The sequence below is a fragment of the Rickettsia koreansis genome, assembly GCF_046532895.1.
Taxonomy (GTDB): Bacteria; Pseudomonadota; Alphaproteobacteria; order Rickettsiales; family Rickettsiaceae; genus Rickettsia; species Rickettsia rickettsii.
In genome coordinates, this window is the sequence record NZ_WHLZ01000001.1 from 70973 (window position 1) to 86589 (window position 15617).

Genomic DNA, 15617 nt, shown 5'->3' on the forward strand with positions numbered 1-15617 from the left:
GGGTTGAATGTAGGGTGTATGTCATTTCTGCGAAAGCAGGCATCCAGAATAAATAGCTTAGTCATTAGGGCATTCTTGAAAAATAAACCTATAAAAATAAGTTTTTTTATAAATTTTAGTGGATTCCCGCTTTCGCGGGAATGACATACACGAGCCATGCGAGCAACGCCGCTTTTAGCTAGGAATGACATAATCAAGTAGTAGACGGAAAAAACAGAAACACAAAGGTTTTAAATATGACGGATAACCAGGAAATCAAACCCAAAAAGTTGACACTTGGCAATTCAAAATTATCGCTTAATAAGTCTTTTGACTCTCTTACAGGAGCTCAAAGCTTTGTTAATGCTAAATCTAAAACGCTAGTAGAAGTTAGAAAAAGCTCTACCGGTAGTGCTACTACCCTTTCATTAAATAAAGAAAGGAATAGCTTAGATCAAACTGTTATTGATGCTAATAAGGAAGAATTTAACAGACGTTTATCTATTCTGAAAAAAGCTGCTGAGCAATCTCAATTAAATGACCCTTCAAAAATAAGCACTTTAAGTAAACTTGCAAGTATTAACCAGTCTGCTAACTCAAAAATAGAACCGCTAGAAACTGATAAAGAAGTTGAACAAAAACAGCAAAATACCGAAGAAAATAAAGTAGAAGTTAGTGCTAAAATCGTTCAAGATGATGAAGATATACCGTCACAAATACCTAAAAAGAAAGAAGAAACTTTTGTAAAGTCTCCTTTAGTAGGAATGCGGACACGTTATGGTATAGAATCAGAGAAAGAATTAGATAAAACAGCAGATAGTAAAATAGTAGCACCAAAAATTAAGCTAGAAGAGCCAAAAAAATTCAAAAAAGCCGATCTTTTCAATATGCTTAGCGACGACGAAAGCGGCAGCGGTAGAACTAGAAGTCTTGCTTCTATAAAAAGAGCTAGAGAAAAAGAAAAGCGTAAATTAGTATCACAAGCACCTGAGAAAGTATATAGAGAAGTGACGATCCCGGAAGTTATCGGAGTCGGCGATCTTGCAAATGCTATGTCTGAAAGAGTGGCTGATGTAATTAAAGAATTAATGAAACTCGGTATTCTTGCAAATGCTAGCCAAACAATAGATGCCGATACGGCAGAACTAGTTGCAACAAATTTAGGGCATACGGTAAAAAGAGTCCAAGAGTCAGATGTTGAAAATGTTTTAATTAGTGATGATAAGGTTGAGGATTTAAGAACGCGTGCTCCGGTTGTGACGGTAATGGGTCATGTCGATCATGGTAAAACCTCATTGCTTGACGCTCTTAAGTCTACAGATGTTGCTGCAGGTGAGCTAGGCGGAATTACACAACATATTGGGGCTTATAGAGTAACTCTTGCAGACGGTAGAGCAATTACTTTTATTGATACTCCGGGGCATGAAGCTTTTTCGGAAATGCGGTCAAGAGGTGCTAAAGTAACGGATATAGTTATTATAGTGGTCGCAGCAGATGATGGAATCAAAACGCAAACGGTTGAGGCAATTAATCATGCGAAAGCAGCAGGTGTGCCTATAATTGTAGCTATTAATAAGATTGATAAGCCTGATATTGATATTGAGCGTGTAAAGAACGAATTATATGTCCACGAAATTATCGGCGAAGAGGCAGGTGGTGACGTTATGATTATTCCTATCTCGGCACTAAAGAAAATTAACTTAGATAAACTTGAAGAAGCAATTTTATTAATTGCAGAAATGCAGGATTTAAAGGCAAATCCTTTCGGTTCAGCTGCCGGTGTTGTAATCGAGTCAAAAATTGAACAAGGAAGAGGAACGCTAACCACTATATTAGTGCAGCGAGGTACTTTAAGAAACAGTGATATTATAATAGCTGGTACTGCTTACGGTAAAGTTAAAAAGATGACTAATGATAAGGGACTAGAAATAGTAGAAGCAACTCCGTCTGTTCCTGTAGAAATTCAGGGGTTAAATGAAGTGCCTTTTGCCGGCGATAAATTTAACATAGTACAAAATGAGAAACAAGCAAAAGATATAGCCGAATATAGAATGCGTCTTGCTAAAGAAAAAAAAATATCTATTGCACCGCGTTCAAGTTTAGAAGATTTGTTTTTAAAAGCTTCCGGTAATAGTAAAATTAAGGAATTACCTTTAATTATTAAAGGTGATGTTCAAGGGTCGGTTGAAGCTATTTCAGGTAGCCTATTAAAATTACCGAGTGATGAGATAAAGCTTCGTATACTTCATAGCGGCGTAGGTCCGATAACGGAATCCGATGTATCTCTTGCACATGTTTCTTCGGCTATTATTGTCGGCTTTAACGTTAGAGCAGGGGCAAATGCCTTAACTGCCGCAGAAAAAGAAAAAGTCGATATTCGATATTATAGTATAATATATCATTTAATTGATGATATAAAAGCCATTATGAGCGGTATGCTTGATCCGATCGTTAGAGAGCAGTATATCGGAAGCGCAGAAATTAGACAAATATTTAATATTACCAAAGTCGGTAAAGTCGCCGGTAGCTATGTAACTAAAGGGATTATTAAGAAAGGAGCGGGCGTACGCTTATTACGTGATAATGTAGTCATTCATGAAGGAAAACTCAAAACTTTAAAACGCGTTAAAGATGAAGTGAAAGAAGTTAGAGAAGGATATGAGTGTGGTATAGCATTTGAAAATTACGAAGATATTAGAGAAGGAGACACAGTTGAAGTGTTTGAGCTAATTCAAGAACAAAGACAATTATAATATACTCGTTGAACTTCAAAAATTGGCTACATTATCATACAAGTACTGCGGCATTGTTGCATGGATACTACTAAATCGTCATTGCGAGTAGTTGTATACTGCATGGCAATCTCATTAAATAATAACAAACTTCTGAGATTGCTTCGTCAGTTACTTAGTAATTTCCTCGCAATGACGAAAAGTTAGAACCACGTAACAACGCCCTGTTTTCGCGGGCATGACATTTAGTAGAATATCCCTTTTTGATAAATTAATCAATTTTAAGTAAAATATAATAAAAAGTTAATAATTATTATCCTTTATCTTGACCTCCTCATAATTTCTATTATAATGCAATGTTGATTATTGAAATGAGGAAAAATTATGGCCATAACATCAATTTTTAATAAGTTACAAAATTTAATCCCACATAATACCTCTCCAAAGCTAGCCTCCTATCTTGCTAACGATGAATTTGAGTTTATAACTTCTCCAAAGCAAACTACTAATACTCTAGGCATCTCTCAAATCAGATTTACAGATCTTTTAAATAAGCTTGATGGTAGTGAAAAAGTAACTAACACACCTAAAAGTAAAGGTTTTTTCAGTACATTGAGTTCATCATTAAAAACAGTTTATGATTTCGGAGTAAAGAGTTTTAATATTATAAAAAATACATCTAGTATTCTTTCTTCTAAAGTTGCTGAAACTTTTAATTTTGTGAGTGATAAAGTTTTTTCTTATTTAAATAATAACGCTGAAGAAACATTTAATTTCTTAGAGCAACTAGAAACTCTTCCTGATAATGAGTTAGTAGAAGAAATTTTAAACACGTCTGAAAATGCATTAGATGAAGTTTTTGAAAGGATAACATATAAAAAAATGGTAGAATTAATTAATAATATTTCCAACGAACAAGCACAAAAATTAGTTCATTATATTTTGCCGGAGCATTTTGAAAAATTAATGCAATTTATTCCATTAGATAAATTAAATACATATATAGATACTACCATTTCTTTAGAAACGCTTACCGAGCAGGAACTAAAAAAATTATCAGATGAGGATATTTCTGATGAACAGCTTGAAAATATAATTATTTTAGCAGGAGAAGAAAAACTTGTAGAAAATTTTGATATTATTCCAAATAAAAATTTAGTAAGAATCATTAGTAATATTTCAAGTGATAAGCTAGCAATAATAATTTCGCACGCCTCAGATGAAAGTCTAGTAAGAATCATTGATATTATTAACTCGGATAATCATGATTTATCGAAATCATTAGTTGGGCAAATAATAGCCTTAATACACGACAAGGAGTGTGTACAGCAAGAATCAGGTGCAGTATCTGATAGTGATTCCGGATTCTCTGATTATGAAGATGAAATAGAAGTATCAGACAATCAAGTAGAACACTCTAATAGTGATTTTACTATGAAGTTATCAGGTGAGAAATTATCTTATAATTATTTTGGAGTCTTTGATTATGAAGATTATGTAGTATACTTATAATAAAGCTCTTATGTCATTTCGTTGATTATAGAAATCCAGTAAATGGATTCCTATTTTTAACTAGGAATGGCATAATTGATTGCGATTTTAGCATCAGGAGGGCGTATGTATAGTGGCTCGATAGAGCTATTTAATTTTACATCGCTCGATAATCTACTAGCAATATATCTACAGGTAACCCAAGCTTTAACTCGTGCAAAACGTGGCAAGGTTATTATATTCGGCAAATGCATAATTTGGTGATATATAAATTCAAGTCCGCTACCGCAACAAACTATATTCCCTTTCTCATTTGTAAGCAGTTTTATAGCATACTCGAAATCTATCAACAACGGCTCTTCTATTTGTCCTGATTTATGAAAAACTTGCATATAAAGCTGTGAGCGATAAGCGTTTAAAAAGACATATATTTTATCATAATCTTTAACTTGAGTTATGGCTCTAAAATAAGCATATTCAAAATTGCTAACCGCTACTGCTTTAATACTCTCCTTGGAAAATAATATACCTTTAGCACTAGCAAGTCCTATTCTAATACCGGTAAAGCTACCGGGTCCGTTAGTTACCGCTAAATAATCTAAATCATCATATGAACATTTAGCTGATTTCATCACGTCTTCTATCATCGGCATTAGATTTTCTGCTTGCATAGAAGGACGTAATTCTTCTATACATGCAAGGATATTCTCATTTTCGGATATTGCTACCGATGCAGTATTATTGGCTGTGTCAAATGCTAGTATTTTCATAGATTATTATACTATGTGTACCGGTATGTATAAAATAGTGAGCCGGGAAATTTTTGAAAAGCCCTTATGTCATTCCTGCGAAGGCAGGAATCCAGGCTAAAAAAAATCTTGATTTTAAAGATTTTTTTATTATATTACTTTCTTATTGAGTAAAGCTTCTTAAAAGCTTTACTCAACTGGATTCCCGCTTTCGCAGGAATGACATGGAATAAAATAGTAGAGGTTTGCAGAATCATATTAAATTTTTATGATATATCGCTTCTCTTACAAAATTCATAATAGTATCATTTTTATGTGCAGTGTGAACTTTAAGAAAATGATGTAATTCGTTTGGTATATCTATGCTTAGTCTAGTCATATTACATACTTATTTAAGTAATTACTTAAGTAAGTATATCAATAAAATAAGAAAAATAAAAGTAAAAATATAGTCTCTAAAAATTATTTAAAGTATATTCAATAAAAGTTTGGCGTGCTTCAACCTGTCTATTATTATGAAATAAATATCTATTAAAAAAATAGTTTGTTAGAGCTAAAGCTTGCCGTTTTTCTTCTAATGTAATCTCACTATTATCTGAAAGTAAAAATCTTGGTAACATCAATAATTTATCTTTATAAGGTTTTCCTACTTCATATGATAATGCTCTAGCTGATTTAGGTGATACATAGATTAAATCAGTTGTAACATGGCTCACGCCGCACTTGGTAAGATCAAGCTTATAACCCGTCTCGGCAAGTAAAGCTAGCTCAAAATTAATATAATCACGAAAACAAAAATTCTTTGATAAATTATCTAAATAGTTAATTAGAAATGAAAAAAATTTAGAATGTTCTTCTCTTTCATGAAATAACTCTTTGATTAAAGATATAACGGAATTAAAGGCATATAATTTAGCTTTATTTGTGATAAAATAACCGGTGTAAGATTTAATGAGTTCACATTTAGCCATACCAATATGTTCATGTAATCTTGCCTGCCAAAGAAAATCTATAATATTCCCTTCTTGATATATAAATTTACTTTTTCTAGAAAATTCTTTTACAACTCCCGAATATAAACCATGATTTTTAGTAAAAACCGTAATAATAAATGTATTTTCTTTCAAAGGTTTTTTAGCAATTATTACTCCTATATCTTTGATATTCATGATTTTTATTATTAAATTTTCGTCATTGCGAGGAAAATTACGGAGTAATTGACAAAGCAATCCAGTTAAAAATGCTAATTTTAGCATTTTTTTAATTATTTTCTGGATTGCCGTGCTCCTTTCAGTCGCTCGTAATGACGGTTTGATAGCCGTACAACAACCCCCTAGCTTCCTCAGAATTCCCTGTATATGATATATTCTTATACCCTAGTTTGATTGCAGTAAATAAAGCGGCGTGATCCTCTCCTACATTTACGGTAAGATCTAAAATTTTTTCCGGAAATTCTTTACTTAGAGTTTTAAACATGTAATCAATTGCTAGTATACCGTAATATTTTACGCTAGAGGCATGATTTGTTAATATCAGCTGCTCTTCTACACTAGATAAAAAATTACGTGCTTCTTCCAAATTTCTTATTTCATAAACTATACTCATTTAATTATCTCTTTTAGGTCCTTTAAATGTGAGACGGAAGATATAAAGTCATACGTTAAATTTTCAAATTTAGAGCAGATAATCTTATTAAATCCAAGTTTTATGGCTTCTTTTATTCTTGTTTCTGCTTTTGCAGTTTTTCTTATTTCACCCGATAAGCTTATTTCGCCGAAAAAGACGCTATGTTCGGATACAGGTTTGCCGGTTGCAGCAGATATTAAGCTCGCTATTACTGCTAAATCAGAAGCAGGATCGGCAATTTTAAGTCCCCCCGCAATGCTTAAATATACCTCATAATTAGCAAGATTAAGTCCTATCCTACTACTAAGCACGGCAAGTATCATTGATAACCTATTAGCATCCCAGCCCACCGCAGAGCGTCTAGGAGTTACCATATTTGAGGGTACTATAAGGGCTTGTACTTCCATAAGTAACGGTCTTGAACCTTCGATTCCTGCAAAAATAGACGTACCTATAACGTTCTGCTCTCGCTTCATTAAAAATAGTTCAGACGGATTTGTTACTTCAATAAGCCCGCTGCCGCTCATCTCAAATACTCCTATTTCACCCACACCGCCAAAACGATTTTTATATGAGCGTAAAATACGGAAATGATTATTATGATCTCCCTCAAAATATAGCACGGTATCAACTAAATGTTCAAGTATCTTAGGACCTGCTAGTTGTCCGTCTTTAGTGACGTGACAGCTTAATAAAATAATTATATTGTTTTGCTTAACATAATTAACAAGCTCATTTGCACATGTACGAATTTGCGAAACAGTGCCTGGAGGTGATGATAATTCTTTTGTGGTAATTGTTTGAATAGAATCAATCACTATTAAATCAATATTATTTTTATTAGCTTCTATGCTCGCAATAATATCTTCCAAATTAGTAGCTGCTAAAATATCGGTATTATAGTTAGTTAGGTTTAGCCTTATGGCCCTTAATTTTATTTGGTCTAACGATTCTTCGCCCGTTATATATAAGCAATTCATCTTTGATGCAAAATTACTTGCTGCTAGCTGTAGTAACAAAGTAGATTTGCCTATACCAGGGTCTCCTCCTATTAATATAGCAGAACCAAGCACTAAACCGCCGCCTAGTACTCTATTTAATTCACCTATAGGGGTAGGGATGCGTAACTGCTCGGTTACATGCCCTGAAAGCTTATCGAAGTTTTGCTTGCTACCGACTTTAACAATTGCTTGATTTGTACTGACTATCTCTTCGACAATACTACCCCATACACCGCAATCAAAGCACTGCCCTGACCATTTAGGACTAATATTTCCACAGTTAGAACATATGTAATGTTTTTTGGTCATGTTTGTTTTTTAATTTCTTGTTACGCAATACAGGTACAAAATTACATACTATTAATAAAATAAAAATATAAAAACAAGTTTTTATATTTTATATGTTTTACTGGATTCCCGCCTTTGCGGGAATGACGGTAAAGCTCAAAACCAACAGCTTACTCTTACCATATAGTTTTTCACGTATAATTTCAATATTTTCATCTAAAACATAATCATCTGTTTTAGCCATCTCAATAACTATAATAGCACCGTCTTTAAGCCAATTATTTTTTATCAGCAGTTTCATTACTTTAGGCACTATATTTTTATGATAAGGGGGGTCTATAAAGACAAGATCAAATGATTTATTATATATTTTCCCAAACTTCGCTTCTAGAGGTAATTTAGATGTCGATCCAGTACTCGCATCCTCACGTACTAGTGTGTACGCTGCGGTGCTGCGTTCCGTGTCTCCTTTAGATCCCTCTCTATAAGCTGGTTTAAAAAGATGTCTAGTAGCTTTTGGTAGATTTAAAGCATTAATATTAACGAAATTAACATTATTTTCAATGTTTAGAGATTTAGCAAATCCTTCTGCTATTTTTAATGAGGATGTATCAATATCAATTAAGGTAGCAAAACCTGCTCCTCTTGATAGGCTCTCAAAAGCAAGGCTACCGCTACCGGCAAATAAATCAAGAATGTGAGTATTTTCGTTAAATAATTTATTACCGGTAAACTCACCGGAGGTTAATATACTAAATATTGCCTCTTTGAGCTTACCGGTGGAAGGTCGATATTTGATATTTTTAGCGGTAGGTATAATTTGGTTTCTATATTTACCGGATATTATTTTTAACACTTATTTAGTTATATACTTCTTTTATTAAGCGTGATTTTTTTTCGTCTTTTATTTTTGTGGCAAATCCTTTGCCTTTAGTGTTAGGCTTAAATTTTGCTGCAAATGTATTAGATTTTGCTTGTTGTGTTTCTACAGTTTTATCTTGCTTTTCTTTTATTTCTACTTTTGGCGTTGCTTGTTTTAAAAGATCTTGTTCTTTAGCTTTATAAATATTATTATTTACATTATTTAAATTTTCTTCCCTTTCTTTAGATTTTTCTGTCTCAGCTTTTTGTCTTGCTTGTTGTTTTTCTGTTACTAATGCATCAATATTTTTAGGAGGCGGTGAGATGTATTTATCTATACTACTAGTTAAGTTTTCAAATGACTTCTGAAGATTGCGTAAAGGTTTTTGAGTGAGTTTATAAGTTCCGGTAGCGACTAGCCCTCCGGCCAAAATACCTGCTCCTAGAATGACAGCTTTAGTAGTAAGGGCCGTGCCGGTGACCAATAACACAGGCATTGCTATGAAAGGTGCAGCTGTTACTGCAAGACCCGCTACTATGGCAAATCCTACTAAAAATTTTTTACTTGCTAAAAAATTTGTTACGTGGCTAATTCCTGATGTAGTACTTTTAGCAAGTTTGGTACAAAGCTGTCCTACTCCGGTTTTCAGAAACCAACCGCTTTTCTCTCTTGCATGAATTTTATCTTGTAATTTAGCATGTTCGTTAACATTGACAGATGTTTTTTTACCGTCTTTATCTTGATGATCTAAATTCCCTTTAGCCTCACCTTTAGTATCATGCATCTTTGTAGCATCGTTGATTTTTGCTTTATCAAAATCTGCTCCTTCTTTATTAATTCCAGCTAGATTTGCTGCTTTTAGATTCGCTTGTTTTAGATTTGCTTCTTTAAATATAGCCTCGGCTGCTTCCAATGCTTGCATATCGGCATTTTCCAACACTGCTTTAGTGAAATTGGCTTTAGTAAGATCGGCACGTTTCATAATTGCATTTTTAAAGTTAGCTTCCTTAGCATTAATATTTTTAGCAATAGCATCCGAAATATTTAATCCTTCGGCTTCTGCTTTTTCTAAAGTAGCATTACTTAACTTAGCAAATTGTGCAGTTGCATTAGTAAGCGTAGCGTTTGTAAGATCGGCATATTCAAGATTTGCTTTATCAAGCTGTGCTTTTGTTAAATCAGCGTTCTTAAGTTTAACACGCTGCATTATAGCTTCTCTTAAGTCCGCTTCTTTTAAAGATAGTATATTTTCAAATTCAGCATCGCTAAAATAGGCATTTCTTGCAGTTATGCCTTGCATGTTACATTGCTCTTTAAATTTTGCTTCTAATGCATGTGTTTTATTCATAAAAACATTTTCAAGATCAGTAGAAACGATATTTGCTTGATCTAGAAGTGCATTATTTAAAACTACCCCCTGCATTTGAACTCTTTGCATATCTGCATAGGCAAGCGATATACCGGTAAGATTAGAATTTTTCCATTCTGAATCTTTAATAATGAACTTTTCGGCATCGGCATTAACCATCATAACCGCATTAAATTTGCTATTTGTTACCTCTACTTCAGATAAATCTACTTTAGGCATGTAAGCTCTCGACATATCACTATTTTCAATTTTGCTCTTTTTAAGATCAGCAAAAAGAAATCCTGCGTTACGAGCCGTAACATTTTGAAAAACGGCATTTTGTAAATTAGCTCCTTCAAAATTAGTAAAATCTAAATTACAATTTGAGATTTTGATATTCTCTAAGTTGGCTGAAGCAAATAATGTATTCTTTAGGTTAAGATTAGTAAGAGTTTTACCTGATAAATTAATCGCTGAAAGATCAGGAACTATATTTAAATCTTCTGAAAGATTTTTTTGCTTTCTAACAAATTCGGTAAGAGATAATTTTGTATTGGATTGTTTTGCTGCTTCAGCTAAATACAGATCAAATTCGGCAGAAGTTAATTTTATATATTCTTTCGGTATATCTCGTTCTTTGGCAGTCGAACCTATAATATATGATGGGTCTAGTTTTATTTGTATTTCTTCGTCTTTTAACTGCTCAAAAATACCATCTAAACCCTTACCGCAGAACATTCTAAGATTATCTAAAGCATATACTTCAGTTTCTAATTTGTTTACTTCATGCTGTAACTTGTTGATTTTTTCTAGTTCGTTTTGTCGGTTTCTAGCAATAGTTTCTGCACTATTCCAAAAAGCATTTAAAAGATTGGTAGCAATCCCAGGATTATCTAAATTTTGCTTTAGAGTTTCTAACTCTTCTTGCTTAGTCTTTAGCTCTTTTGATTTGATTTCCCATAAAGTTTTTTCGTCTTCTCCAGCCAAAATATATTTCTTTGTCTTCGTAGCTTCATCTATAACTATTTCTTTGATATGTTCTTTTTCTAAATCTTTATCTATATATTGATTTAATCTTTCAAGATCTGAAAAAGATAGTTTTATATCTCGTATTTTATCTTTGAGATTGGGGATTTTATAGTTATCATAATCATAATCTTTATAATTAAAATCTGTATAATGAAGATTTGCTCCTCTAAAGTCGGTACCGATAAATGTACAATCATTAAATTTTACATTTGTTAAATCTGAATCACATAATATGGTATTTGTTAAGTCACAATTATTAAATACGGCATCTGTTAGTATTGTACCTTGGAAATTAGCATTGGCTAAATCTGCGTTAATTTCCATATTTTCTAAACTAGTAATGATAATTTTATCATTATCTTCAGCGAAATATTTATTTTTGATAAAATCATTTAGTGAGACACTAGGGTTATCTTTTATATAACCAAGGTAATCGTTTAGGTCTTTTTCTGCACATTTATATATATTAAGATTTGTCATATGTATTCTATATGATTAGTTAAAATGTATTAATAATAACACATTACTAATTATTTTTCCAGTATTTTATTATTTATTTCTTTATAATCTCCGGGTTTTAAATTATCTATTGTAAAACTACCATATTGCATCCTAATTAATTTGTTAACTTTTAGTCCATAATACTCGAATATTCTTCTAATTTCACGATTTTTTCCTTCAAATAAAACTACTTCAAACCAAGAATTAGTCTTATTTTGCTTAAGTAATTTTATCGAATGAGGGTTATAAAATATCCCGTCAATTTCTAAATTTTTATAATTGCTTTTTAGTAGAATATCAGACTGCCCATACGCCCTAACATGATATACTCGCTTTAACCTACTTGAGGGGAGCTCAAACTGACGAGCTAAATCACCGCTATTAGTTAGTAATAATAAACCTTCGCTATTTAAATCCAGCCTACCTATTGAAATAACACGAGGTAAACCGGTTAGCTGTTCAAACACCGTTTTACGAGATAAAGGATCTTTATGAGTGGTAATTAAACCAACAGGTTTGTAATAAATCCAAAGCCTTGGTTTGTGTATATTATTGATTAATGTGCCTGATACTTCAATTTGATTACTAATATCAACATTTGTAGCCGGTGATAAAATTGTAATGCCGTCTACTTTTACCTGTCCTTCAACTATCAGCTTTTCAGCATCACGCCTAGAACAAACTCCTGCATTACTAATTATTTTAGCTAATCTATGCATTTTTAAATATAGTAATTTTCAATAGACCTCTTCCCAAGCGTCGCTTCTAGAGATAATTTATACGTCGATCCGGTACTCGCATCTTCACGTATTTCTATATACGCTGTGGTGCTGTGTTCCGTGTCTTCTTTCAATTCCTCTCTATAAGTTGGTTTGGGAAGAGGTCTAATAAGAATATATAAAAATACCCTTAAAAAGCAATATTAATAATTAATGTAAAATTATTAATATAATTATACTAATTATACGAATGTTAATTTTACTTATCAAAACTTTTTATTCTTTAAAATTCTTATCGTCTTTTTTTAGCTGATTTTCTTTTTAACAAAAATTAAGTCCTTTGCTTTAATCTACATTAAATTATGCAAAAACTTATTGGTTCAATCCTGTTAATTTCAGGTACTTGTATAGGTAGCGGTATGATACACTACCCATGGTATTAGCAAAATTAGGTATAATACCTAGTATAATATTGATGTTTATAATTTGGTTTATAATGTATTATACTTCTTTAATTAACCTAGAGCTTAATCTTCAAGCGGGTAAAGGCTTAACACTTGGGCATTGGGAAAATATTTTTCAGGACATACTGCTCAAATCATCGGTATGGTAAGCCTTAAGCTCCTTTCATATGCTTTACTTGCAGTATTTATATACGGAGGCTCTTCAATATTACAGAAGTTATTAGCTTTAAATACAAGTATAACTTATATAGGAGCATGGTGTATTATTATTACCTCTAAAAGAAATATCTATATGTGGTATAGTCACTCCGGTAGTTTTTACTTCATTTGGTTTCCAAGTAATCTTCCATACCTTAACTAATTATTGTAACAAAAATGCTAAAGACGGCGTTTTTATTTGGAAGCTTAATTCCTGCAATAGTATATATAATTTGGACTTGTAGTATTCTTATTGTAGCACATCATAATAATCCAACATTTTATCAACAAATGATTACCAGTAATGTAGCAGTCAGAGATTTAAGGAATTAAGTAATATAGCAAAATGGCCGTCCGTACAATTATTAGTTTGGATAATTTCAGCTCTTGCTATCGTTACATCAATACTCGGAGTAGGGCTATGTGATTCCCTTAAAACTATGTTTATGAATTCGATACCGAATGTAGTAATAGTTACTATATTACCAGCTTATATTGTAGCAGTAGTAGTACCTAATGCTTTTATTATAATTTTAGGATTTGGCTGGTATGATTCTTGTAATTATTGCAATTTTATTACCGGTTTATCTGTTATATAAAGCTATGAACTTGTTAATATAATAACTAAATAATAAGGCTATTTATTATTTATACATATACTAGTAATATTGAAAAATAGGAATTGTGTATATTATGATAATAGGAAATAATATAGAAACAATCAAACATGTAGGAAATAACGGGCAAATATCCATGGGGAAGAAATATGCAGGAAAACAGATACAAGTTTTAACATTAAGTGACGGTACTATAATAATAAAGCCCGGTAAGTTCATTCCTGATAATGAGATGTGGCTTTATAGGAACAATAATAATGAGATGCTTGATAGAGCAATAGGATGGACAGAAAAAAATAAAAGATAAATATAGTCATTGTGGGGAAGGTATGAAGTAACTGACGAAGCAATCTCAGGCAAAATTCCTGAGATTGCTACGCTCACTAACGTTCGCTCGCAATGACGATTTGGTATCCACGCAATAATGACGTAAAACAATTCTGATTTAATTAGAGTTAAAAGTTCTTGTCTCCAAATTACCAAATTTAGAAAATTGACTATCATAATAAAGCGGAACATTTCCAACTGGTCCGTTACGATGTTTTGCAACAATTATATCGGCAATATTATATACTTTGTTGAGCTTATCTAACCATGCGGCATGTTTAGCATCGCCTGCTGCCGGTTCTTTTCTAGTTAAATAATATTCTTCACGATAAATAAACATTACTATATCAGCATCCTGTTCTATAGTTCCCGATTCTCGAAGATCGGATAGCATAGGTTTTTTATCCTCACGTAGTTCTACCGCTCTTGAAAGCTGAGATAACGCAATAACCGGAATATTTAACTCTTTTGCTATTGCTTTTAAACCTTGGGTTATTTCTGAAATCTCGCTAACTCTATTTTCAGATTTACTTACTCCTCTAATTAATTGTAAATAATCAATAAATAATATACCGAGATTGTGCTTGCGTTTCATTCTTCTAGCTCTTGTTCTTATAGCGGAAATAGATAGAGCAGGGGTATCATCGATAAAAAATTGTAATTCCGATAAAGTATTTGCTTCCTTGCGAAGACGGTTATATTTTTCTTCACCTAGAATCCCCGTACGAAGAGAAGTAGAATCAATTTCTGCACACATTGAAAGTAGACGTGTGGTTAGCTGTTCTGAGGACATTTCTAAAGAGAAAAAACCTACTGACTGAATTTCTTGATTATCTCTAATATTTTTAAGGCGCATATTATTACAGGCATTAAGTGCAAGATTTATAGCAAATGCCGTTTTACCCATCGACGGACGTCCTGCAAGAATTATAAGATCGGAATTATGAAAGCCGCATAATTTATTATCTAGATCAATCAAACCGGTAGATATACCGATTATATGATCATTATTTTTCATAGCCCTATTAATACTAGCTAGTGACTCTGAAATAGATATACCGATTTTGGTAAAACTTTTTTCATTCAAGCCTTCGCTAGCTAAATCGTAAAGTTTAGCTTCGGCATGTTCAATCTGTTCCTTTGCTTCAACTTCTAATGAAGAATTATAGGCATTATTTACTACTTCTTCACCGATATTTATTAAATTACGCTTTATTGCTAAATCATATATTATTTTACCATAATCAACCGGATTTATTACCATCATTGACATAGTTATCAATTTTGCTAAATACGCCGCTCCTTCTACTTCTTGAAATAGTTCATCTTGAGTTAACATACTACGTAAAGTAATAGGTGTAGCTGTCAGCCCTTTTTCAGTAATTGTCTCAATTGCCTTATAGATTTTTTGATGAATAGGTTCAAAAAAATGTTCATCACGTAAAAATTCCGATACGTAATTTAGTAATTCGTTATTGGTTAAAATCGCCCCAAGTAGCATTTGCTCTGCTTGAACATTTGAAGGTAAAACCCTTGATATAGGTAAATTATCTTTGTTATCAGCTAATATATTTGTTTCGTTATTTATTTTATTACGTGCCATTGTTGTTTGTTAAATTATTATATGGTTTGAAAGGATACCGAGTCGTCATTGCAAGCAGCCGTAGGCTGCGTGGTGATAAAAAA

14 protein-coding genes and 2 pseudogenes are annotated in these 15617 nt (G+C 32.4%); 6 read left to right on the forward strand and 10 right to left on the reverse strand.

All coding sequences use genetic code 11. The annotated features are described in order from the left end of the window. Positions 1–236: 236 nt before the first annotated feature. Positions 237–2732, forward strand: a complete 2496-nt coding sequence (gene infB / locus GCO76_RS00465; protein ID WP_410955813.1) for a translation initiation factor IF-2 — start codon at positions 237–239, stop codon at positions 2730–2732. 363 nt (positions 2733–3095) lie between these two features. Then, entirely contained in the window at positions 3096–4223 is a 1128-nt protein-coding gene (srfC, locus tag GCO76_RS00470; protein ID WP_410955814.1) for an SrfC family effector protein, read from the forward strand. A 56-nt stretch (positions 4224–4279) separates the two neighbouring features. Here srfC and tsaB read toward each other — a convergent pair whose 3' ends face one another. The 9 genes and pseudogenes from tsaB to GCO76_RS00515 form a co-directional block, all read right to left on the reverse strand. Next, positions 4280–4972: a tRNA (adenosine(37)-N6)-threonylcarbamoyltransferase complex dimerization subunit type 1 TsaB gene (gene tsaB, locus GCO76_RS00475; RefSeq protein WP_410955815.1), complete on the reverse strand. Its 693-nt coding sequence runs from the start codon at positions 4970–4972 to the stop codon at positions 4280–4282. A gap of 232 nt (positions 4973–5204) precedes the next feature. Then, positions 5205–5330 carry a hypothetical protein gene (locus GCO76_RS00480; RefSeq protein ID WP_410955816.1) on the reverse strand — a complete coding sequence of 42 codons (126 nt, stop codon included), beginning with the start codon at positions 5328–5330 and terminating at the stop codon, positions 5205–5207. A gap of 76 nt (positions 5331–5406) precedes the next feature. Beyond that, positions 5407–6120: a DNA repair protein RecO gene (gene recO, locus GCO76_RS00485; RefSeq protein WP_410956434.1), complete on the reverse strand. Its 714-nt coding sequence runs from the start codon at positions 6118–6120 to the stop codon at positions 5407–5409. A 121-nt stretch (positions 6121–6241) separates the two neighbouring features. Further along, on the reverse strand, positions 6242–6556 hold the full coding sequence (locus GCO76_RS00490; RefSeq protein WP_103897045.1) for a hypothetical protein: 315 nt from the start codon (positions 6554–6556) through the stop codon (positions 6242–6244). After that, the gene (gene radA, locus GCO76_RS00495; protein WP_410955817.1) at positions 6553–7887 is read right to left on the reverse strand and encodes a DNA repair protein RadA; all 1335 of its coding nucleotides are present in this window, start codon (positions 7885–7887) and stop codon (positions 6553–6555) included. Before radA ends, GCO76_RS00490 begins: the two co-directional genes overlap by 4 nt. 97 nt (positions 7888–7984) lie before the next feature. After that, positions 7985–8722 (reverse strand): RsmD family RNA methyltransferase, encoded by a 738-nt coding sequence (locus tag GCO76_RS00500; protein WP_103897043.1) that lies wholly within the window; start codon positions 8720–8722, stop codon positions 7985–7987. Between the two features lie 4 nt (positions 8723–8726). Beyond that, complete coding sequence (srfD, locus tag GCO76_RS00505; RefSeq protein WP_410955818.1) at positions 8727–11585, reverse strand: effector protein SrfD; 2859 nt, start codon at positions 11583–11585, stop codon at positions 8727–8729. Between the two features lie 50 nt (positions 11586–11635). Further along, positions 11636–12325, reverse strand: a complete 690-nt coding sequence (locus GCO76_RS00510) for a pseudouridine synthase (protein WP_410955819.1) — start codon at positions 12323–12325, stop codon at positions 11636–11638. Between the two features lie 17 nt (positions 12326–12342). Then, positions 12343–12495: pseudogene (locus GCO76_RS00515) on the reverse strand (palindromic element RPE1 domain-containing protein); the annotation flags it as partial. Between the two features lie 305 nt (positions 12496–12800). On the opposite strand from GCO76_RS00515, the gene GCO76_RS00520 reads away from it, so the two are divergent. From GCO76_RS00520 to GCO76_RS00535, 4 genes and pseudogenes are all read left to right on the forward strand, one after another. Beyond that, positions 12801–12938: a hypothetical protein gene (locus GCO76_RS00520; RefSeq protein ID WP_410956435.1), complete on the forward strand. Its 138-nt coding sequence runs from the start codon at positions 12801–12803 to the stop codon at positions 12936–12938. Beyond that, complete coding sequence (locus tag GCO76_RS00525) at positions 12890–13150, forward strand: to amino acid permease (protein ID WP_410955820.1); 261 nt, start codon at positions 12890–12892, stop codon at positions 13148–13150. Before GCO76_RS00520 ends, GCO76_RS00525 begins: the two co-directional genes overlap by 49 nt. Before the next feature lie 277 nt (positions 13151–13427). After that, positions 13428–13608, forward strand: a pseudogene (locus GCO76_RS00530) (aromatic amino acid transport family protein). A gap of 72 nt (positions 13609–13680) precedes the next feature. Further along, positions 13681–13911, forward strand: coding sequence for a hypothetical protein (locus GCO76_RS00535; protein WP_410955821.1), 231 nt, complete (start codon positions 13681–13683; stop codon positions 13909–13911). Between the two features lie 138 nt (positions 13912–14049). On the opposite strand, the gene GCO76_RS00540 is transcribed toward GCO76_RS00535, so the two are convergent. Beyond that, positions 14050–15534 carry a replicative DNA helicase gene (locus tag GCO76_RS00540; protein ID WP_410955822.1) on the reverse strand — a complete coding sequence of 495 codons (1485 nt, stop codon included), beginning with the start codon at positions 15532–15534 and terminating at the stop codon, positions 14050–14052. Positions 15535–15617: the final 83 nt, after the last annotated feature.